At 57.8% G+C, this 20,215-nt stretch carries 16 protein-coding genes and 3 pseudogenes; 12 read left to right on the top strand and 7 right to left on the bottom strand.

The features are described 5' to 3' along the window. Window positions 1-56: 56 nt before the first annotated feature. Window positions 57-1,136, top strand: coding sequence for an efflux RND transporter periplasmic adaptor subunit (locus ACJ69_RS01160; protein ID WP_059346292.1), 1,080 nt, complete (start codon window positions 57-59; stop codon window positions 1,134-1,136). Next, window positions 1,130-4,285, top strand: a complete 3,156-nt coding sequence (locus ACJ69_RS01165) for an efflux RND transporter permease subunit (protein ID WP_059346293.1) — start codon at window positions 1,130-1,132, stop codon at window positions 4,283-4,285. The genes ACJ69_RS01160 and ACJ69_RS01165 overlap by 7 nt, the downstream gene beginning before the upstream one ends. On the opposite strand, the gene ACJ69_RS01170 is transcribed toward ACJ69_RS01165, so the two are convergent. Continuing rightward, entirely contained in the window at window positions 4,215-5,336 is a 1,122-nt protein-coding gene (locus ACJ69_RS01170) for a YbdK family carboxylate-amine ligase (protein ID WP_029741715.1), read from the bottom strand. The genes ACJ69_RS01165 and ACJ69_RS01170 overlap by 71 nt on opposite strands. 105 nt (window positions 5,337-5,441) lie before the next feature. Here ACJ69_RS01170 and ACJ69_RS01175 point away from each other — a divergent pair, with 105 nt between their 5' ends. Next, complete coding sequence (locus tag ACJ69_RS01175) at window positions 5,442-6,332, top strand: oxidoreductase (protein WP_059346294.1); 891 nt, start codon at window positions 5,442-5,444, stop codon at window positions 6,330-6,332. Here ACJ69_RS01175 and ACJ69_RS01180 read toward each other — a convergent pair. Further along, on the bottom strand, window positions 6,329-7,123 hold the full coding sequence (locus ACJ69_RS01180) for an AraC family transcriptional regulator (RefSeq protein ID WP_054830399.1): 795 nt from the start codon (window positions 7,121-7,123) through the stop codon (window positions 6,329-6,331). The two genes, ACJ69_RS01175 and ACJ69_RS01180, sit on opposite strands and share 4 nt — an antisense overlap. Before the next feature lie 76 nt (window positions 7,124-7,199). Here ACJ69_RS01180 and ACJ69_RS01185 point away from each other — a divergent pair, with 76 nt between their 5' ends. From ACJ69_RS01185 to ACJ69_RS23710, 4 genes and pseudogenes are all read left to right on the top strand, one after another. Then, window positions 7,200-9,182 (top strand): FUSC family protein, encoded by a 1,983-nt coding sequence (locus ACJ69_RS01185; protein WP_059346295.1) that lies wholly within the window; start codon window positions 7,200-7,202, stop codon window positions 9,180-9,182. After that, window positions 9,175-9,390: a DUF1656 domain-containing protein gene (locus ACJ69_RS01190; RefSeq protein WP_047650509.1), complete on the top strand. Its 216-nt coding sequence runs from the start codon at window positions 9,175-9,177 to the stop codon at window positions 9,388-9,390. The genes ACJ69_RS01185 and ACJ69_RS01190 overlap by 8 nt, the downstream gene beginning before the upstream one ends. Next, window positions 9,387-10,265, top strand: a complete 879-nt coding sequence (locus ACJ69_RS01195) for an efflux RND transporter periplasmic adaptor subunit (protein WP_059346296.1) — start codon at window positions 9,387-9,389, stop codon at window positions 10,263-10,265. Before ACJ69_RS01190 ends, ACJ69_RS01195 begins: the two co-directional genes overlap by 4 nt. A 174-nt stretch (window positions 10,266-10,439) precedes the next feature. Beyond that, window positions 10,440-10,723, top strand: a pseudogene (locus ACJ69_RS23710) (hypothetical protein); the annotation flags it as partial. 17 nt (window positions 10,724-10,740) lie between these two features. Here the strand turns inward: ACJ69_RS23710 and ACJ69_RS01200 are convergent. The 3 genes from ACJ69_RS01200 to ACJ69_RS01210 form a co-directional block, all read right to left on the bottom strand. Continuing rightward, window positions 10,741-11,724 (bottom strand): MAE_28990/MAE_18760 family HEPN-like nuclease, encoded by a 984-nt coding sequence (locus ACJ69_RS01200; RefSeq protein ID WP_059346297.1) that lies wholly within the window; start codon window positions 11,722-11,724, stop codon window positions 10,741-10,743. Beyond that, entirely contained in the window at window positions 11,724-12,881 is a 1,158-nt protein-coding gene (locus ACJ69_RS01205) for a GmrSD restriction endonuclease domain-containing protein (RefSeq protein WP_059346298.1), read from the bottom strand. The genes ACJ69_RS01200 and ACJ69_RS01205 overlap by 1 nt, the downstream gene beginning before the upstream one ends. 187 nt (window positions 12,882-13,068) lie before the next feature. Next, on the bottom strand, window positions 13,069-13,524 hold the full coding sequence (locus ACJ69_RS01210; RefSeq protein ID WP_059346299.1) for a hypothetical protein: 456 nt from the start codon (window positions 13,522-13,524) through the stop codon (window positions 13,069-13,071). A 645-nt stretch (window positions 13,525-14,169) separates the two neighbouring features. Here ACJ69_RS01210 and cspE point away from each other — a divergent pair. Next, window positions 14,170-14,382 carry a transcription antiterminator/RNA stability regulator CspE gene (gene cspE, locus ACJ69_RS01215; protein WP_022647355.1) on the top strand — a complete coding sequence of 71 codons (213 nt, stop codon included), beginning with the start codon at window positions 14,170-14,172 and terminating at the stop codon, window positions 14,380-14,382. 308 nt (window positions 14,383-14,690) lie between these two features. On the opposite strand, the gene ACJ69_RS01220 is transcribed toward cspE, so the two are convergent. After that, entirely contained in the window at window positions 14,691-15,281 is a 591-nt protein-coding gene (locus tag ACJ69_RS01220) for a hypothetical protein (RefSeq protein WP_054830359.1), read from the bottom strand. Window positions 15,282-15,486: 205 nt separating this feature from the next. Between ACJ69_RS01220 and ACJ69_RS01225 the strand changes: the two genes are divergently transcribed. Both ACJ69_RS01225 and ACJ69_RS01230 read left to right on the top strand, forming a co-directional pair. Further along, window positions 15,487-16,305 carry an AraC family transcriptional regulator gene (locus ACJ69_RS01225; RefSeq protein ID WP_059346300.1) on the top strand — a complete coding sequence of 273 codons (819 nt, stop codon included), beginning with the start codon at window positions 15,487-15,489 and terminating at the stop codon, window positions 16,303-16,305. A gap of 75 nt (window positions 16,306-16,380) precedes the next feature. Continuing rightward, the gene (locus ACJ69_RS01230) at window positions 16,381-16,743 is read left to right on the top strand and encodes a cupin domain-containing protein (protein WP_047648474.1); all 363 of its coding nucleotides are present in this window, start codon (window positions 16,381-16,383) and stop codon (window positions 16,741-16,743) included. A gap of 74 nt (window positions 16,744-16,817) precedes the next feature. Here ACJ69_RS01230 and ACJ69_RS01235 read toward each other — a convergent pair. Continuing rightward, window positions 16,818-17,620 (bottom strand): annotated as a pseudogene (locus ACJ69_RS01235) (LysR substrate-binding domain-containing protein). A 105-nt stretch (window positions 17,621-17,725) separates the two neighbouring features. Between ACJ69_RS01235 and budA the strand changes: the two are divergent. Together budA and alsS are read left to right on the top strand one after the other, a co-directional pair. Continuing rightward, complete coding sequence (budA, locus tag ACJ69_RS01240; protein WP_023310680.1) at window positions 17,726-18,505, top strand: acetolactate decarboxylase; 780 nt, start codon at window positions 17,726-17,728, stop codon at window positions 18,503-18,505. A 58-nt stretch (window positions 18,506-18,563) separates the two neighbouring features. After that, window positions 18,564-20,197 (top strand): annotated as a pseudogene (gene alsS / locus ACJ69_RS01245) (acetolactate synthase AlsS). The last annotated feature ends 18 nt before the right edge of the window (window positions 20,198-20,215 follow it).

Genomic DNA, 20,215 nt, shown 5'->3' on the forward strand with positions numbered 1-20,215 from the left:
CCCTCTCCCTGTGGGAGAGGGCCGGGGTGAGGGGAACACATCTGAGGTACCTCTTAATGAAACTCCCACTCCTGTTCGCGCTCCTCGCCTGCACCCTGCAACCCGTATTCGCTGCCGCCATCCCCGTTCGTGTCGCCACCGTGGAGCAGACCGCCCACGCCGCCGAGCGCCAGATCCCGGGCCGCATCGAAGCCATCCACACCGTTGAGCTGCGCGCGCGTACCGAAGGCGCGATCGCCAAAATCCACTTCCGCGACGGGCAGTACGTGAAAAAAGGCGATGTGCTGTTTGAGCTGGACGACGCCGAGCCGCGCGCCGCCCTGCGTCTGGCGCAGGCCGAGGTAAGAAGCGCCGAAGCCACGCTGCGTCAGGCGCAGCAGCAGCTTTCCCGCTTTGAAAGCCTGGGCAGCAGCAACGCCATCAGCCGTCACGACGTGGACAACGCCCGCATGCAAAGGGACGTGGCGAGCGCCGCGCTGGAGCAGGCCAAAGCCCGGCTCGAAACCCGTAATGTCACCCTGAACTACACCCGCATTACCTCGCCGATCGACGGTCGCGTGGGGCACAGCCAGTTCCACGTCGGCAGCCTGGTCAACCCTGCCAGCGGCGTGCTGGTGGAGGTGGTGCAGCTCGATCCCATTCGCATCGCCTTTGCGCTGGAAGAGGGCGCATTTGCCACCAAAGCCGGACAGCATGCGGATATCAGCGCCATGAAGCAGGCCTGGCAGGCGTTCATTGACAGCAACGGCCAGCGCGTCATCGGCGAGCTGACGTCCGTGGACAACCGCATCGATCCGCGCACCGCCAGCGTGATGCTGCGCGCCGAGTTTGCTAACCCGCGCCATCAGCTGCTGCCCGGCGGCAGCGTGAACGTGACGCTACGCCCGGCCAGCGAGCAGCCGGTTCTGACCCTGCCCGCCGCGGCGGTCCAGCAGAACGGCGACGGGTTCTTTGCCTGGGTGGTTAACGCCGACGGCAAAGCCGAAATGCGGCCGCTGAAGGTCGCCGGACAGATCGGCCAGCAGTTCCGGATTACCTCCGGCGTGAAGCCCGGTGAGCGAGCGATTACTGACGGCGCGCAGCGCGTGCAGCCCGGCGCGGCCGTCCAGATACTGAATAAGGAGCCATCATGCTGACGTTTTTCATCAAACGCCCGCGCTTCGCGATGGTGATTGCGCTGGTCATCACCCTGCTGGGGGCCATTGCGCTGAGAATTATCCCGGTGGAGCAGTACCCGCAGATCGCGCCGCCGGTGGTGAATGTGTCTGCCAGCTGGCCGGGCGCCAGCTCGGCTGACGTGGCGGAGGCTATCGCCACGCCGCTGGAGACCCAGCTGAACGGCGTGGATCACATGCTCTACATGGAGTCCACCAGCTCGGACGAAGGCTCGTATAGCCTGAACATCACCTTCGCGGCGGGCACCGATCCGGACCTCGCCGCCATCGACGTGCAGAACCGCGTCTCGCAGGCCGTGGCGCAGCTCCCGACCGAAGCGCAGCAAAACGGCGTGCAGGTGCGCAAGCGTGCCACCAACCTGATGATGGGGGTAAGTCTTTACTCACCGGAAAACACCCACACGCCGCTGTTTGTGAGTAACTACGCCAGCACCCAGGTGCGCGAGGCGCTGTCGCGTCTGCCGGGCGTCGGGCAGGTGCAGATGTTTGGCGCGCGCGACTACAGCATGCGCATCTGGCTGCGTCCGGACCGCATGAACGCCCTGAACGTCACCACCGACGACGTGGCGCAGGCGCTGCGCGAACAGAACGTGCAGGGGGCGGCAGGCCAGGTCGGCACGCCGCCGGTGTTTAACGGCCAGCAGCAGACCCTCACCATCAACGGCCTGGGGCGCTTAAGCCAGGCCGAAGACTTTGCCGACATCATCATCCGCGCGGGCGAGATGGGCCAGCTGGTGCGCCTGAAGGACGTCGCCACCATCGAGCTCGGCTCGCGCAGCTACAGCTCCGGCGCGCGGCTGAACGGGCACGACTCCGCCTACCTCGGCATCTATCCGACGCCGTCCGCCAACGCCCTGCGCGTGGCCGACGCGGTGCGTGCGGAGCTGGATCGCCTCTCGACGCGCTTCCCGGACGATCTGGTCTACGAGGTGAAATTCGACACCACCTCCTTTGTTGCCGCCACCATTAAGGAGATCGGCGTCTCGCTGGCGCTCACCCTGCTGGCGGTGGTGGTCGTGGTGTCCCTGTTCCTGCAAAGCTGGCGCGCGACGCTGATTGTCGCGCTCGCTATTCCAGTATCGCTGGTGGGCACCTTCGCGGTGCTCTACACGCTCGGCTACTCCGCCAACACGCTCAGCCTGTTCGCCATTATTCTGGCGCTGACCATGGTGGTGGATGACGCCATCGTGGTGGTTGAGAGCGTCGAAACGCTGATGGCGGAAGGGCAGAGCCGCACGGCGGCGACCGCGCTGGCGCTGCGCCAGATTGCCGGGCCGGTCATCGCGACGACGCTGGTGCTGCTGGCGGTGTTTGTGCCGGTAGCGCTCCTGCCGGGGATTGTCGGCGAGCTGTACCGCCAGTTTGCGGTGACGCTCTCGACGGCCGTCACGCTCTCGAGCCTCGTGGCGCTGACCCTGACGCCCGCCCTGTGCGCGATGCTCCTGCGTCCGCGCCCGGCAAAGCCCGCAGCGATTTTCCGTGGGTTCAACCGGGGGCTGGAGGCCACGCGTGGCGTCTACACCCGCATCGTGACTGTCTTCAACCTTCGCCCGTGGCTGGCGCTGCTGGCCACCGCAGGCGCGGCGGCCGTGGTGGCGTTCAGCTTTACGTCGATGCCAAAAGGCTTCCTGCCGCAGGAGGATCAGGGCTACTTCTTCGCCAGCGTTCAGCTGCCGGAGGCGGCCTCGCTGGAGCGCACCGAAGCGGTGATGACCACGGCGCGCGAACTCATCGCTAAAAATCCGGCGGTGGAGGACGTGATTCAGGTCTCCGGGTTTAACATTCTCAACGGCACCAGCGCCTCCAACGGCGGGTTTATCTCCATCATGCTGAAGGACTGGAGCGAGCGTCCGCCGCTGGACGAGGTGATGGGTACCCTGCAGCGCCAGCTGCTGGCCCTGCCGGAAGCGACCATCATGACCTTCGCGCCGCCGACGCTGCCGGGGCTGGGCAACGCCTCCGGCTTCGACCTGCGCATCCAGGCGCAGGCGGGGCAGAGCCCGGCGGAGCTGGAGCGCGTGACGCGTGAGGTGCTGGCGAAAGCCAACCAGCACCCGCAGCTGAGCCGCGTGTTCACCACCTGGAGCAGCAACGTGCCGCAGCTGACGCTGACCGTTGACCGCGAGCGCGCCGCGCGCCTCGACGTGCCGGTGTCGCGCATCTTCAGCAGCCTGCAAACCGCCTTTGGCGGCACGCGCGCCGGGGATTTCAGCGTCAACAACCGCGTCTACCACGTGGTGATGCAGAACGAGATGCAGTGGCGCGAGCGCGCCGAGCAGATCGGCGAGCTGTTCGTGCGCAGCAACAGCGGCGAGCGGGTGCGCCTGAGCAACCTCGTCACCATTACGCCGAGCGTCGGCGCACCGTTCCTGCAGCAGTACAACCAGTTCCCGTCGGTGTCGGTGAGCGGCTCGGCGGCGGCTGGGGTGAGCAGCAGCACCGCGATGGCGGCGATGGGCGAAATTCTGGCGGAAAACCTGCCAGCCGGGTACGACTACGCCTGGAGCGGCATGTCGTATCAGGAGCAGCAGACCGGCAATCAGGCGATATGGATCGTGCTGGCGGCGGTGGTGATGGCGTGGCTGTTCCTCGTAGCCCAGTACGAGAGCTGGACGCTCCCGGCGAGCGTGATGTTCTCGGTGCTGTTCGCCATCGGCGGGGCGCTGGTCTGGCTGTGGATGGCGGGCTACGCCAACGACGTGTACGTGCAGATAGGCCTGGTGCTATTGATAGCCCTTGCCGCCAAGAACGCAATTCTTATCGTGGAGTTTGCCCGCGCGCGGCGCATGGACGGAATGGCGATTGTCGATGCCGCGCGGGAAGGGGCCTCGCGCCGCTTCCGCGCGGTGATGATGACCGCCGTGTCGTTCATTATCGGCGTCCTGCCGATGATGCTGGCGACCGGGGCGGGTGCCCAGAGCCGCCGCATCATCGGCACCACGGTGTTCAGCGGCATGCTGGTGGCGACCGTGGTAGGGATCCTGTTTATCCCGGCGCTGTTCGTGCTGTTCCAGCGCCTGCGCGAGTGGGGCCACGGCCTTACGGACTCGTCGCCCACAGCTCGCAGTGCTTCTGAACCAGAGAAATCAGCGAGCCGCCGTCGGCGATAAACTCCCGCATGCGCTGCGCCTCGCTCTTGCCCTGCTTTAACAGCAGGGCAATTTCATTGATTGCGCTCGTCGCGCCGAGCTTCTCGGCCGACGGCGCAACCTGCTCCAGCAGCCAGGCGATATCTTCCGCCACGGTTTTGTGCTCGCCGGTGTGCACGTCCGTCAGGATCCCCTCCAGCCCGTAGCGACAGGCCTGAAAGCGGTTAAAGCGGTACAGCAGAAAATCTTTTTCCTGATGCTTATAGGGCCGCGCGGTCAGCAGCCAGTGCGACGTCGCCTGAATAAGCCCGGCGATGTTAATGGCGTGGCCGAGCGTCAGCGGCGTATCCATCACCCGCACTTCGACGGTGCCGAAGTGCGGGCTGGGGCGAATGTCCCAGTGCAGATCCTTAATGCTGTCGATCATGCTGGTGGAACTCAGGCGGCGGAACAGCCCCTCGAACTCCTGCCAGCTGTTGACCCACGGCATCTGGCCGTTATCCGGAAATCCCGAGAAGATGTTGAGCCGCGACGAGGAGAACTTCGTGTCCGTGCCCTGCATATACGGCGAGGCGGCCGCCAGGGCGATAAAGTGCGGCACGAAGCGCGACAGGCCGTGCAGCAGGTAAATCGCGTCGTCCCCGGTCCGGCAGCCGACGTGCACGTGCTGGCCGAATACCGTCGCCTGCAAAATCAGGTAGCCAAAGCGCTCCAGCGTGACGTTATAGCGCTCGTCGTCGCACACCTCCTGCCGCTGCCACTTCTGGAACGGGTGCGTCCCGCCGCCGCAGATCTGGATATGCTGCTCCGCCGCCGCGCGCAGGATGCTCTGCTGCATCACCGAGAACTGCGCCGCCGCCTGGTCGATGTTCTGGCACACGCCGGTGGCGATTTCGAGCATGCTTTCGGTGATGTCGTGTTTGACCTCGCCGCCTTTGATGTCGTCTTTGACGGCGGCGATGAGCGCGGAGGAGTCCTGGCTCAGATCGTAGCCCGGCGGGTTAACCACCTGCAGTTCGAGTTCGATGCCGAGGGTGAAAGGTTCAGAGGACTTAAAATCAGGTAAAGGCATGGCGCACTCCGTTGTCTGTTGTGTGTTGAGTATAGACAACGGGTGTGGCGCGCTCGTCTCAGGGTGGTATAACTGATAGCAGGCTTAGCAAAAGGGGAGTGATTCATGTCTGACTATCCAACCATTGCGCTGATTGGACCGGGTGCGATTGGGACCACCATTGCCGCGGTGCTGCATGACGTTGGCCGCACGCCGCTGCTGTGCGGACGCACCGCGCACCCGGAATTGCGCCTGCGCCACGACGAGGGTGAAACGGTTGTGCCCGGCCCGGTATTGACCGATCCGGCCGTCATCACGCGCCCCGTCGATCTCGTTTTTGTGGCGGTAAAAACGACGCAAAATGCCGACAGCGCCGGATGGCTGCGGGCCCTGTGCGATGAAAACACCGTGATCTGCGCGCTGCAAAACGGCGTGGAGCAAAAAGCCCAGCTTGAGCCGTGGGTTAACGGCGCAGCGGTGCTGCCGTCGGTGGTGTGGTTCCCGGCCCAGCGCGAGCCGGATGCTTCCGTCTGGCTGCGGGCGAAGCCGCGCCTGACGCTGCCGGACGTGCAGCAGGCGCAGCGGGTGGTGGAGGCGCTTCGCGATACGCGCTGCGCGGTTGAGCTCTCAACAGATTTCGCCACCGTCGCCTGGCGCAAGCTGCTGCAAAACGCGGTCGCCGGGCTGATGGTGCTTTCTAACCGCCGCGCCGGGATGTTCAGGCGGGAGGATATCAGCGAGCTTTCGCTGGCCTACCTGCGCGAGGGGCTTGCCGTCGCCCGCGCCGAAGGAGCGAAGCTGGACGATGGCGTGGCGCAGGAGATCCTGGCGAACTTCCAGCGTGCACCTGAGGACCTGGGCACCTCGATCCTTGCCGACCGTCAGGCCGATCGCCCGATGGAGTGGGATATTCGCAACGGGGTTATCCAGCGCTACGGCCACAAACACGGTATTGCGGTGCCCATCAGCGACGTGGTGGTGCCGCTGCTGGCGGCGGGGAGCGAGGGGCCGGGCTAACGGCCGCTGTTTTTCCGTTCGGCAAAGTAGTGGGCGGGCGTGCTGCCCATCGCTTTTCGGAACATGGTGATAAACGCATTCACCGATTCGTACCCGAGCGTTGCCGCCACGTTCTGGACGGGCACGCCGCTTGCCAGCTCCCGCAGGGCAATAATCAAATGCAGCTGCTGGCGCCATCGCCCGAAGCTCAGCCCGGTCTCGCGCTGCATCAGCCGGGCAAAGGAGCGCTCGCTGAGGGCGAGCCGTTTCGCCCAGTCCTTAAGGGTGCTTCTGTCCTCAGGTCGGCTAACCAGCGCGTCCGCCATGGCGCGAATTTTCGGATCGGTCGAGACCGGCAGGCTCAGCTTCTGCTGCGGCATGCTGGCGAGCTCGTCAAGCGTGACACGGGTCAATCTGGCGACGTGGCCGTCGGGGGGATAATCCACGCCTTCGCGCGTCAGACGATCGACCAGCTCCTTAATCAACGGCGAGATCGCCAGGGTGCAGCATCTCTCCGGCAGCGCCGCCGCGCCGGGCTCAATAAACAGATAGTTAAGATGCGCGTTCCAGGTCGCTTTGGCGCTGTGCGGGATCCCGCCGGGGATCCAGACGGCGCAGTCCGGCGGCACGATCCAGATATCATTCTCCGCGTAACAGCTGACCGCACCGTATCGGGCAATAATCAGCTGCCCCTTGCGGTGGGTATGCACCGGCACTTCCGCGGCGTAGTCCACGAAGTCCAGATGACGCGCCACCGCCGGGCTGGCGGTAGAGTCGGGGTCATACAGCGTAGTTGCAGGTTGAGGCTTCACGATTCTGGCAATATTTAGGTATTTTTTGACAGAATAGAGTATTTAAGCGGGTCTGCAAGCCGGTAATAATCCCGGCATGAAAAACATCCTATCTCATCCCGTGCATCTCCCCGCCGCGCTGCGCAACGATGCGGGCGCGCTGATCTACGCCGCTAAGAGTTTTGCCGCGGCGATGCTGGCTTATTACCTCGCGCTGTCGATCGGCCTTGAGCGTCCCTCGTGGGCCATTATTACGGTTTACATCGTGTCGCAGACCTCGGTCGGAGCATCGCTGAGCAGAAGCCTCTACCGGCTGGCCGGTACCGTGGCGGGTGCCAGCGCGACCGTTGTGATTGTGCCTGCCTTCGCGAATACGTCAGTCCTGTGCAGCGCGGTGCTGACGGGCTGGATCGTATTCTGTCTGTGGCTCTCCCTGCTGGAACGCACGCCCCGGGCGTACGCCTTTGTGCTGGCAGGCTATACCGCGAGCCTGATTGGTTTTCCGGCGGTGTCCGATCCCGGCGGCATCTTTAACGTCGCAATCGTTCGCGTGCTGGAGATCGCGATTGGGATTTTCTGCGCGGCGCTGATCCACCGCTACGTGCTGCCCGCGCGCGTATCAGGGCTGTTCAACGCTAAATTATCCCAGACGTTACAGGCCGCGCGCGATCGGGTGGCTGACACCTTAGCGGGTAAACCCGATGCGGCTTCCGGCCCCCTGCATCTGGCCCTGGCGCTGCAGTTCCTGCAGGGCATCAGCCACCATATTCCGTATGATTTTGCCCTCTCAGCCCCGGTGCGGCAGGCCAGAAAAGCGATCCACGATCGGCTGGCGCGGCTGGTCATCGTCAACTGTGAACTGCACGATCGCCTGCCAGCGATCGAAACCCTGCCCGCCGACGCGCAGGCGTTGCTGGAGGACGTTCAGGCCTGGCTTGCCGCTGAAGGCGCGGGTGCCAGCAGCACGGCAGAGGCGCTGCGACTCCGCTGTGCGCTTCTCATCGATCGGTTTGCCGTGCAGGCACAGTCGTTTGACGACGCGCTGCAGGTCAGTTTTATCCGCTACCTCTCGGAGGCTATCGCGCTTCTGCAGCAGTGCGAGCGTCTTTCCGGGGCCATACTCCACGCCAAACCCGTGTTTGGGGAGGTGCAAACCCGCGCGGCGAAAGGCTACGTTTTCCATCGCGATCCTCTTACTGCCGCCCGCACGGCGCTGGGGGCTTTCGGCATCATCCTGAGCGGCTGTCTGGTCTGGATCTTCTCGGCGTGGCCGGATGGCGGTACGGCGGTTTCGATACTCGGCGTCTGCTGCACGCTGTTTGGCAGCTTCGACACTCCGGCGCCGCACATCGTGAAATACATCATTGGCTCATTCTGGGGCGTGGTCATTAGCCTGTTCTACAGCTTTGCGCTGCTGCCGCTGGTGAGCGATTTCCCGGTGCTGGTGGCGGTGCTTGCCCCTGCGTATCTGCTGGCCGGGTCGCTTCAGGCGCGCCCGCCCACCACGTTTATGGCGATGGGCATCACCCTGACCCTGCCCATTCTGTGCGAGCTGGGGGCGCACTACAGCGGAGACTTCGCCGTTGCGGCCAACACCGCCATCGCGCTATTTGCCGCGACCGGCTTTGCCGTCATCAGCATGAGCCTGCTGCAAACCGTGCAGGCGGACGGCGCCATCGCGCGTCTGCTGAACCTCTGCCAGCGCGACATTCGCCGCAGCGTGAAGGGCGCGCTGCGGGTTGATGAAACGCACTGGACAAACCTGATGATGGACCGAACCGCCCTGTTGCTGCCGCGTTTACAGCGCAGCGCGCGCGCGCCGGAGCAGGCGCTCGAGCGGCTTTTACACGCGCTGCGTCTGGGGCTGGCGGTCATGCATTTACGCCGCAGTGACGCGCCGTCCGGCAGTGAGGTTGACGCGCTTTTTCAGCAGATAAACGCCGCAGACCGCCACGCCTTACGCGAACGCATCGTCACCCTTATCGAACGCCATCTGCCTGCGGCAGATGAACATACGCGCCAGTTGGTCTTCAGGCTGGCGGATCTGCACTGCGCATTACGGGGGCCAGACCATGGTTAACGATCTCAATATCGGCGGCGTTTTTATTCCGGGGCTGCTGACGGTCGCCCTCGCGGCGCTGGTCTGCACGCTGGGCCTCGTCGCGCTTTTCTCTCTCAGCAGGCTCTACCGGCGCTTGCCGTTTCGCCCGCTGATGGATGTTTCAACCTGGATTGTCACCTTTTTCCTGCTGATGCAGGGCCTGACCGCGTTGGGGTTATTGTCATGAAATCACTGCTCTCTTTACTGGCTCGCTATGCGCTGACGCTGAGCGTCGTCGCGGCGGCCACGCTTCTGGCGTTTATGATGTGGAAACACTACGCGCAAACGCCGTGGACCCGCGACGGCCGCGTGCGGGCGGACGTGGTGCAGATTGCGCCGGACGTCTCCGGGCCGGTCATCAGCGTGGCCGTGGGGGACAATCAGTGGGTGAACCGGGGCGATGTGCTTTACACCATCGATCCGCGCTGGCTTAAGCTGGCGGTGGTCAGCGCGCAGGCGGACGTCGAGTCGAAACGCCATGAGATGCTGATGCGCCAGGACGCGGCCCATCGCCGTACCCTGATTAAAAACGCCATCTCGAGCGAGGATTTGCAGCAAACCGGCAGCGCGGCAAACGTCGCGGCGGCCAATTATCACGGCGCGCTGGCCGCGCTGGATCTTGCAGAGCTGAATCTGGCGCACGCCACCGTGCGCGCGCCGGTCTCGGGATACGTCACGCACCTGCGGCTTCGCCCCGGAGACTACGCGACGGCGGGGGAGACAAAGGTCGCCATCGTCGATGCGCACAGCTTCTGGGTGGTAGGGTACTTTGAGGAGACCAAGCTGCGCCATATTCGCGTCGGGGATGCCGCGCAGGTGGTGCTGATGGGGTACGAGCCTGTCATCACGGGGCACGTGGAGAGCATCGGGCATGGGATTGGGGACAGCAACGACGAAACGGGCGGGCTGGGCCTGCCCGACGTCGAGCCCACCTTCAGCTGGGTGCGGCTTGCGCAGCGCGTGCCGGTGCGCATTCATATCGACAGGTTGCCGGAGGGCGTTGAGCTGGTGGCGGGGCTGTCGGCGAGCGTGGCGGTGGGGGATAGGGAGGGTGGGGGATAAAAGTGAATATGAATGTCTGCTTTGTGCCAGAAGCGGACGTTGCTCATGAAGCAGCAAACCTGCGCGTATTGGTCATTAATGCAGTTGATGTTTTATTGTAATGAGTGATCGCCCTCAGGTTGAGGGGAGACTCTCATTTATAGCCAAGTATTCACTTTGGGTGGGTAAGAACAGTTCAGCTATTCGCCGGAGATCCGCAAAGCCATCTACACCACAAACGCTAACAAATCGCTGAAGAGTGTGATTCTAGCCGCGATTAAGAAACACAAAGTGTTTCCGACAGATAACTCGGTACGAAAGGTTATTTATCCGGCGATCAAGAATGCGTCGAAAAAATGTAGTATGCCCATCCAGAACTGCGGCTTGCGATGAGTCGTTTTATTATCGAGTTTGGTGACCGCCTGAGCGATCACCTTGAACGAGTAGGCAGTTATACAGGATTACTGACAGGCTCATGACTTCGCCTTGTTTTCGCTTACAAAAAAATATGTATGTTAGTTTTTTTCTTAGGAAGTCTATCGCACTTTATTCCTATTTCCACATTATTATCCAATGCTGAAAATACCGCATCCACGTCGTCGTCATTTAATTTTACAGTACTGAATTTTTGCGTGTAAAAGTTAAAAGAATCTTCAAACACATAATTCACACTCAAGCTAATGAGCGATTTTTCATTAACTTTAGCCACAGATGCCCCAGCCCTGTTAAATACCTCAGTTATATTACCAATCTTGAGCGTTTTTCCAGCCATTTGTAAAAGCATAAAAATCTCCCTTTCAACAAAGGACGTAATGCTGCTAACTAATAAAAATATTAACTCACAGTGCCGTTGGAGTATGCTCTGACTACCTATTTGCTCAGGCACACCATGTGAGGAATCATTTCTAACTTCAATGAAATTATTAAGCTCTGACTCGAGCTGTTCCTTAATCCTTTCCTCACTGTCATATAAACCATACTCTTTTGCAGACATAATTAGCCAAGTTTCAAGACCAGTCAAACCTAGCCGGCTAAAAAGCTCGAATAAGACATTAGGTCTTAAATTATTATCATGCCTTATCAAGGCCTCTGCTATAAATTGATAATTAGAGACTCTTTCATTAATAGCTCTATGATATTTCTCTATTAAATCCTCATGATTGAGAGAGCTAAATCTAGGCTGATCTATTCTACTTAAAACATGAGAGAAGCCAATCCTATACTCCCTCTTCAGACCAGGAGATAAATCCGCAAAGGTTTTATTTTCTGACAAATAATCCAAATAGGTCGAAAGTGTTTTTTCTATAAAGTGTTCAAAAATTGCGTATAGACGAGTTACGGCCGTAGCGTACGCGTATTGTCTTATTTTTGTCACTTTAATTGGTGATACTTTTGTCAGTCCGGAATAAATATCATTAAAAACATCCAAAACAACTATGATATCTTTTTCTGTATTATCCTTGATAACTTCGAGCATCATTAGCTTCCAATTACATTAATCAGTATTTGTCGAAAATCATTTACTCTTAATTCAATATCTTTCTTAGTGCTAGCACGCCCTGTAAAAGATGAAACACCTTTAGCATCGAAAAGATCTATTGTCTGTTTTAATATTGACTCTTTGTTATTAATTATCAAATCGTAGTTATCTAATCGCTCGCTAAATGCAACCATCACTGCATCATAAACTCCTTTCACTGGACGACCGTAAAACTCGCCATTCTTATACAACTTAAATATATCATCACCATAGATACTATAAGCTAACATTTGTGTTTTCAGAAATATATCTTTCAATACGTCAACGTCGTTATGCGTAAATTCTTTCGTACGTATCAAATATAAATCTAAAAAACCCTGAATCCCATATTTAAAATGCTGCAAATGTCTTAAGGCAAAAAATCTCAAGATAACCTCAAGATCTTCCATTTTTTTATAAAAAGATTCTTCATAAATTTTAGATTTGTGATTTTTCTCCTCCTCTTCCGTAAAAATAGGAAGTCCCCATATTTTCCTAAAAAGATCATCTCTTGCAAGTATGAAAAGCATGTCATTCACCAATCCCTTACTTAAAGAATTTCTTATTTCCTGCCTTTCCAGGCGTACTCCGCCTGTGTTCAATCTTTCAAAAACCAATTGGCGTAAAAATATTGCATCTTCTTCATCCGGAGCTGACTCTTTTAATAAGACGATTGAAGAAATGGAACGACGATCAAGGCCTGATTTAATTTTATTGGGTAGATCAGAATAATACATACCATTCAGTTCAGGCCACAAATCCAATCCAGTTAATTTAAATCGATTGTTGTAATAATCAGAAATGGCTGTGATTCGCTGCTGACCATCCATTACCTCATAAGCCCCAAAAGATTTCTCGTATAAAAACACCGGTGGCACAGGAATATTTATTATGAAAGACTCAATAAGTTTCGATTGTCTTTCCTCATCCCAGCGAGATCTTCTTTGGTAAAATGGTCTGATTTCCATGTAATTTTGCCGATCAAGCGCCTGAACGAAATTTGGCAACTTCTCATTATTCGTCTCAGTTACAATTCTATGCTCTCCTCGCTCATATTTTTCATTTATTTCACTCGCATTCATTCTTGTAGGTCTATCCTTAGGTTCAACATCCCACATTGATAGTTCTGACCTGCTCCCCGTTGATTAATACATTGCAATTTTAGTAAGGCCATTATCACTTCTTAGAACAGTTATCAACTTCAGCTCTTCGCTCTTAACGGACATTCAACAAACAACGTTGTCCTTTGCGTAAGGTCGAAATCCTGCTTCTACCCAGCAGGATTCCGGCCACCTATTACCCGCCTCAATGTGCCGAAATATAAGGCTCCTTCACAAACTCCGCCAGCAGCCAGACCATATCATGCAGCAGCCCGGTGAGTTCTTTCGCCACGCTCACAGGCAACGTCCCTCCCATTACCGCAAGCGTTAACGCTACGGCATAGTCCACCTGCAGCGTCGTCTCCTGCCAGCAGTCCGGTACGCAGGAGGTCATCTTTTCCCCCGCAATCAACTGTTCAACCAGATGCGAAGGCAGCTCGGCATCGCAGCACTCCCGCAGCCGCTTCAGCGCAGCCAGCAATCGCGTACAGAGCGTGGCAAACGTCACTGCGTCGTCAGTTTCCACCAGCACGCTTACATACGCAGTGCAGGCGTCGGCCAGCTCGAAAAGATCCGCGGAATCGGAAATTGAAGTGCTGATGAGGTGATGAACTGCGCTTTCCTCAGAGAGCGCGTAAGAAAATCCAGGGGTAGTCGCCATTTAGCATCCTCTTTGTCTAAAAAAACGTCATGTTATGCTAACGGGTTCCTACGCCCGGTTACGGATGTGTCGCAACGCAGGCACTTTACGGCGGCGAAAAAGGGAAGGAAAGGGATAACCCTGAGTTACATAAGGTTGCTTGAAAGTTTGCGAGGCGGCTTCCAGAAGGGCATTGCCGGGTGGCGGCTACGCCTTACCCGGCCTACAAAACTGCCAACCAACCTACCCGCGACACGAACCGTAGGCCCGCGCAAGCGCAGCGCCGCCGGGCACAGTTTGCACCGCTGTTACTCCTTATGCAGACCTTTTCATTTTGAGTAACCTTTCTACTCACGTCTGCGTCGCCAGGGAAGATGTCCCTCCCGCCGAACCGATGTCTGGCACCGCGAGCAGCCATCCGGGCGTTTAAATGGTTAAAATAAATAATAATAATCATTGCGCAATAAATTTCGCTGTGTCTTAATAGCGTCATCGGTTTGGAATACAGACCTTATGAAAGCAGTTTTAGTAAAGCAGTCCTCAGTTCAGGTGTTATCCATAGATACTCCTTCTTCGTGAGCCTCCTCCTAAGTGCCAAATAAGTAACTCTCGAAATACAGGCCATCATCGCCGCGTTTAAGTGGCTCATAAATTAAGGATTTATCTATGTCTAATAAAATGACTGGTTTAGTAAAATGGTTCAACGCAGATAAAGGTTTTGGCTTTATCACCCCTGACGACGGCAGCAAAGATGTATTCGTACACTTCTCAGCTATTCAGAGCGACAATTTCAAAACGCTTGATGAAGGTCAGAAAGTTTCCTTTACCATTGAGAATGGCGCAAAAGGTCCTGCAGCTGGAAATGTTTCTCCACTGTAACCCGCGCTAAATATCAGTGTGGCGTACGATAGCGATGAAGACAATAGTCCGAGCAGTTAAGCTGTACTGATAAAAATTAACCCGCACCTGTGCGGGTTTTTTATTTTAAAGGGTAATGGTGCCTGAGTTTTATATGGCAGCCTGCCCATATTCCCTTCAAATTAAGCCTCAAAATCCGCTTCACCGTTCGCGAGCGTTCAAAACGCCGTCAGCAGCATTTACAGCAAATGCGCCGAGTATGAGCAAAAGTGTGAAAACTCGTATAGTCATCAAAACCTCCAGTGTTCAGGGCATTTCACAGGAATCCCTCACTTCTGATTTTCAACATGCGACCTGACAGCCTCCAGCGTCCTTTTACGGATCCAGCCGCTCCCTGCCCGTATTGCCAGCCAGTAGGCCGCCATTTTGAGTTGAGTACGTTTGTCCGGACAATAGACGAAGGTCTCAGTACAGAGTTCATGTTGACCTGGCGCCAGTTCCGCTACCTGGTAGCGCAGCAACAGTTTTGCGCTGCCCGGCGCGGAGGGTGCCTGAAAAGCAATCGCGTCGGGCGCGTTTTCCAGACCGAAATCTATCCGCCAGAATTGCCCTCTTAAGCCATAGCAGAGCTCGGATGCTGAGCTTTTCAACAGAGTAAAACTGTGCAGCCCAAAGTTGCCCGTCGAGTTAGCCTGCTGATTGTGCAGAAATTTCTGCGGTAATTTCCGCAAAGACATCAGCCGCCGAATTACGGGGTCTTGCTGGACGTCAAAGCTTGCAATCAACGGCAGAATATTTTCAGGCCTGGAAGTGTGAATGACCGCTCGATGTTTCTCATGGAACTGAAACTGGGGTAAAAAAGCAGGAACATCCCGCCAGAGAGCAAGTGCTTTGCGGGTAACGAATCCGGGGTTTAGCATTTCACTTCCTTGTCATCCTTTGCACTCTGTCAGAGTAACAGATGGCATGCTGCAGACAATTACCAGGAAAACGTAGTACTGAAGCGTGCATCAATAAAACAGCAAAGTCCTGGATCCGACCCCGCGTTGCCTGCAACGACTTTCCAAACCGCACCCGATGCGTTTATGGTGTTGTTTCACCCTTGCAGGGCATCAGGTGTCATATATGTCGAAGGCAAAAGCCAACAAAGACTGGGTCAGACTGGCGCAACAACCCGGGAAAATAGAGCGCATAGAGGCGTATTTCAGCGGGCATGGCTATGAACCGCATCGTCACGACACTTACGCCATAGGCCGGACCTTATCCGGGGTGCAGAGTTTTCACTATCGGGGAAGTAAACAACATAGCCTGCCGGGCGGGACAATGGTCCTGCACCCTGACGAAATACATGACGGAGAGGCGGGAACGAACGACGGATTCCAGTATCGGATGCTGTATATCGATCCGGCGCTCATTCAAAAAATCCTGGGCGGAAAGCCTTTGCCGTTTATTCCTGGCGGGATTTCATCCGATCCCCGGCTTTTTGCAGCGACCGAACCGCTGTTAAAAGCGCCGGAAGAATCTTTCGATACGCTGGAAGAAGACGATGCGCTCTACGATCTCGCCCACACGCTGGCCGTCGTCGGAGGACAACGTTTTCGCCGAAACCTGGTGGATTATCAATCAGCAGAACGCGCGCGCGAATATATACACACTGAATTCATTCACAACATTAAGCTGGATACCTTATCCGCCGTCAGTGGCAGAGATCGCTGTAGCCTGAGCCAGGATTTCCGTGCGCTTTATGGAACGAGTCCTTATCGATACGTGACCATGCGTCGACTTGAATACTGTCGACGCCTGATTCAGGCGGGCCTGTCGCTTGCTGAGGCTGCCGCTACTGCGGGGTTTTCAGATCAAAGTCACATGACTCGTCAGTTCATCAAAACGTTGGGTATGTCGCCGGGGCGCTGGCAAAAATTCATCAAAGGTCATCCTGCCTGATTTGCACGATCGTTCAAGACCGGCACTTCGGCCTTATTCTATCCTGGACGCTTCTCAACCATAGGAAGTGTCACAATGTATAGTCCTGTTAATTTAGACAATAAATTCTCTCTCTTCGACGCGCACTGGCAGCCGAAAGTCATCGCCCAGATGAATGACTATCAGTTTAAAATCGTCAAAATATCGGGTGATTTTATATGGCACGCGCACCCTGAAACCGATGAGGCATTCATCGTGGTCGAGGGCGTGTTACGTATTGATTTTCGTGACGGACATGTGCTCGTCAATCCAGGAGAAATGTACGTTGTGCCGAAAGGCGTTGAACATAAAACGTCTGCTGAATCAACGGTAAAAATGATGATGATAGAACCTTGTGGGGTCCTGAATACCGGACACGAAGGCGGGGAGCGCACCGCAGAGAACGACGTCTGGATTTGACGACGGGGGCTATGTTGCCGGGTGGCGTCTGCGCCTTACCCGGCCTACAAAAAACCATACCCCCTGTATTGCCGCTACCCCTCGCTCATCATCATCAAAAACCGCTTCACCGTCCGCGAGCGTTCAAAGCGCCGCCAGCAGAGCGCGATATCGGTATAAAGCTCCGGCGAGCTCAGCGCGTGATAGGTGACATTCGGCGGTGAAATGGCCGCCATGGATTTGGGCACCAGCGCGAACCCGCCGCCCGCGGAAACCATGCTCAGGGAGGAGGAAAGCTGCGACGACTGTAGCGCGTGCTGCACGTCAATCCCGGCCCGCTCGCAGCAGCCGTGAACCCGGTCGTACAGCCCCGGCGCGACCTCCTGCGGGAACAGCACCACCGGCGTATCCCGAAGCTGCTCTAACGCCAGTGATTCGCACGCCGCCAGCGGATGATCGCGATGCAGCGCCACCACCATCGGCTCCCGGTCGAGGATTTTTAACTCGAACGCCTTGCTGCTCTCGCACGGCAGGCGCACGAAGGCAATATCCAGTTCACCCTCCGCCAGCATCGTCGTCAGCGACGACATATTGGCTTCCACCTGGTGATGCCAATCGACAGATTGCCGTTCAGCCCGCGCGCGATGCCGCGGGCCTTCTCCAGCGCGGCGTCGCTCAGCGCCAGGATCTTGCAGGCGTCCTCGTAGAAGGCTTCTCCCGCTTCGGTCAGCTCCACGCCCCGCGTCAGGCGTCTGAACAGCGGCGTGCCCACTTCCTCTTCGAGCCGTTTGATCTGCTGACTCAGAGGAGGCTGTGAAATACCCAGCGCTTCGGCCGCCCTGGTGAAGTGTCGCTCGCGTGCAACCGCGACAAAATACCGCAGATAACGAAGTTCCATATCTAAAACGTCTCAAACCAGCATGGTTTCTATATTGGAACTCTCTGCTGAATCGGGTCAACATTTATTTAACCTTTCTAAATAAAGTTGAAGAGGACGAGCACGATGATGCATTCATCTGCCTGCGACTGTGAGGCCAGCCTGTGCGAGACCCTGCGGGGATTCTCCGCCCAGCATCCTGACAGCGTGATCTATCAGACATCGCTAATGAGCGCCCTGCTAAGCGGCGTGTACGAAGGAGAGACCACCATCGCCGATCTGCTGGCACACGGTGATTTTGGTCTGGGTACCTTCAACGAGCTGGACGGTGAAATGATTGCCTTCAGCAGCCAGGTGTACCAGCTGCGCGCCGACGGCAGCGCCCGGGCCGCGAAGCCGGAGCAGAAAACGCCGTTCGCGGTGATGACCTGGTTCCAGCCGCAGTACCGCAAAACCTTCGATGCACCGGTCAGCCGTCAGCAGATCCACGACGTCATCGACCAGCAGATCCCCTCCGACAACCTGTTCTGCGCGCTGCGCATCGACGGCAACTTCCGCCACGCCCACACCCGCACGGTACCGCGCCAGAAGCCGCCGTACCGCGCGATGACCGACGTGCTGGACGACCAGCCGGTGTTCCGCTTTAACCAGCGCGAAGGGGTGCTGGTCGGGTTCCGCACGCCGCAGCATATGCAGGGCATTAACGTGGCCGGCTATCACGAGCATTTCATCACCGACGACCGTCAGGGCGGGGGCCATCTGCTCGACTACCAGCTGGAGAGCGGCGTGCTCACCTTCGGTGAAATTCACAAGCTGATGATTGACCTGCCCGCCGACAGCGCGTTCTTACAGGCCAACCTTCACCCCAGCAATCTTGATGCAGCGATCCGTTCCGTCGAAAACTAACAGGAGAACTACCGTGAACAGTGAGAAACAGTCACGTCAGTGGGCGCACGGCGCCGATATGGTTGTCGGCCAGCTGGAAGCGCAGGGCGTGAAGCAGGTGTTCGGGATCCCGGGTGCGAAAATCGACAAGGTCTTTGACTCCCTGCTGGACTCCTCCATTGAGATTATCCCGGTACGCCACGAGGCCAACGCGGCGTTTATGGCGGCGGCGGTCGGGCGTCTGACCGGCAAGGCCGGGGTCGCGCTGGTCACCTCCGGGCCGGGCTGTTCCAACCTGATCACCGGCATCGCCACCGCCAACAGCGAAGGCGACCCGGTAGTGGCGCTGGGCGGGGCGGTGAAGCGGGCGGATAAAGCGAAGCTGGTGCACCAGAGCATGGACACCGTTGCCATGTTCAGCCCTGTCACCAAATACGCCGTGGAGGTCAGTTCGTCGGACGCGATTGCCGAGGTGGTTTCCAATGCGTTTCGCGCCGCCGAGCACGGCAGGCCGGGGGCGCGTTCGTCAGCCTGCCGCAGGATATTGTCGACCAGCCCGCGACGGGCGCGATTTTACCCGCCAGCGGCCCCGCGCTGATGGGCCCGGCACCGGAATCCGCCATCAACGACGTGGCGAAGCTTATCGAAAAGGCCAAAAATCCGGTCATCTTACTCGGCCTGATGGCCAGCCAGCCCGCGAACAGCGCCGCGCTGCGCAAGCTGCTGGAGAAAAGCCGTATTCCGGTGACCAGCACCTATCAGGCAGCCGGGGCGGTAAATCAGGAGCACTTCACCCGCTTCGCCGGACGCGTCGGTCTGTTCAATAACCAGGCGGGCGACCGGCTGCTGCATCTGGCGGATCTGATTATCTGCATCGGCTACAGCCCGGTGGAGTACGAGCCGTCCATGTGGAACAGCGGCGACGCGACGCTGGTGCACATCGATGTGCTGCCCGCCTATGAAGAGCGTAACTACGTGCCGGATCTGGAGCTGGTGGGGGACATCGCCGAAACGCTGAACCTGCTCGCTAACCGCATCGACCGTAAGCTCGAGCTGAGCCAGCGAGCCTCCGAAATTCTGGTCGATCGCCAGCATCAGCGCGATCTGCTCGACCGCCGCGGCGCCTCGCTCAACCAGTTTGCCCTGCACCCGCTGCGCATCGTGCGCGCCATGCAGGACATTGTGAATAACGACGTGACGCTCACCGTCGACATGGGCAGCTTCCACATCTGGATCGCCCGCTACCTCTACAGCTTCCGGGCGCGTCAGGTGATGATCTCCAACGGTCAGCAGACCATGGGCGTTGCGCTGCCGTGGGCGATTGGCGCGTGGCTGGTGAATCCGGGCCGCAAGGTGGTATCGGTCTCCGGCGACGGCGGCTTCCTACAGTCGAGCATGGAGCTGGAAACCGCGGTGCGCCTCAACGCCAACGTGCTGCACATCATCTGGGTGGATAACGCCTACAACATGGTGGCGATTCAGGAAGAGAAAAAATACCAGCGCCTTTCCGGCGTCGAGTTCGGCCCGGTCGATTTCAAAGCGTATGCCGACGCCTTCGGTGCGAAAGGCTTTGCCGTGGAGAGCGCCGAAGCGCTTGAGCCGACGCTGCGTGCGGCGATGGATGTGGATGGCCCGGCCGTGGTGGCCATTCCCGTCGACTACAGCGATAACCCGCTGCTGATGGGCCAGCTCCATCTCAGCCAGATTTTGTGACTCACGATAAGGACAGAG

Origin of the sequence: Enterobacter asburiae (assembly GCF_001521715.1) — a bacterium.
Classification (GTDB): Bacteria; Pseudomonadota; Gammaproteobacteria; order Enterobacterales; family Enterobacteriaceae; genus Enterobacter; species Enterobacter asburiae.

Coding starts and splice junctions, on each gene's coding strand:
- ACJ69_RS01205 (WP_059346298.1), bottom strand. CDS start 12,881: ATGTGGGATGTTGAACCTAAGGATAGACCTACAAGAATGAATGCGAGT.
- ACJ69_RS01200 (WP_059346297.1), bottom strand. CDS start 11,724: ATGATGCTCGAAGTTATCAAGGATAATACAGAAAAAGATATCATAGTT.
- ACJ69_RS01225 (WP_059346300.1), top strand. CDS start 15,487: ATGTCGAAGGCAAAAGCCAACAAAGACTGGGTCAGACTGGCGCAACAA.
- ACJ69_RS01165 (WP_059346293.1), top strand. CDS start 1,130: ATGCTGACGTTTTTCATCAAACGCCCGCGCTTCGCGATGGTGATTGCG.
- ACJ69_RS01190 (WP_047650509.1), top strand. CDS start 9,175: ATGGTTAACGATCTCAATATCGGCGGCGTTTTTATTCCGGGGCTGCTG.
- cspE (WP_022647355.1), top strand. CDS start 14,170: ATGTCTAATAAAATGACTGGTTTAGTAAAATGGTTCAACGCAGATAAA.
- ACJ69_RS01195 (WP_059346296.1), top strand. CDS start 9,387: ATGAAATCACTGCTCTCTTTACTGGCTCGCTATGCGCTGACGCTGAGC.
- ACJ69_RS01160 (WP_059346292.1), top strand. CDS start 57: ATGAAACTCCCACTCCTGTTCGCGCTCCTCGCCTGCACCCTGCAACCC.
- ACJ69_RS01230 (WP_047648474.1), top strand. CDS start 16,381: ATGTATAGTCCTGTTAATTTAGACAATAAATTCTCTCTCTTCGACGCG.
- ACJ69_RS01185 (WP_059346295.1), top strand. CDS start 7,200: ATGAAAAACATCCTATCTCATCCCGTGCATCTCCCCGCCGCGCTGCGC.
- ACJ69_RS01220 (WP_054830359.1), bottom strand. CDS start 15,281: ATGCTAAACCCCGGATTCGTTACCCGCAAAGCACTTGCTCTCTGGCGG.
- ACJ69_RS01210 (WP_059346299.1), bottom strand. CDS start 13,524: ATGGCGACTACCCCTGGATTTTCTTACGCGCTCTCTGAGGAAAGCGCA.
- ACJ69_RS01175 (WP_059346294.1), top strand. CDS start 5,442: ATGTCTGACTATCCAACCATTGCGCTGATTGGACCGGGTGCGATTGGG.
- budA (WP_023310680.1), top strand. CDS start 17,726: ATGATGCATTCATCTGCCTGCGACTGTGAGGCCAGCCTGTGCGAGACC.
- ACJ69_RS01170 (WP_029741715.1), bottom strand. CDS start 5,336: ATGCCTTTACCTGATTTTAAGTCCTCTGAACCTTTCACCCTCGGCATC.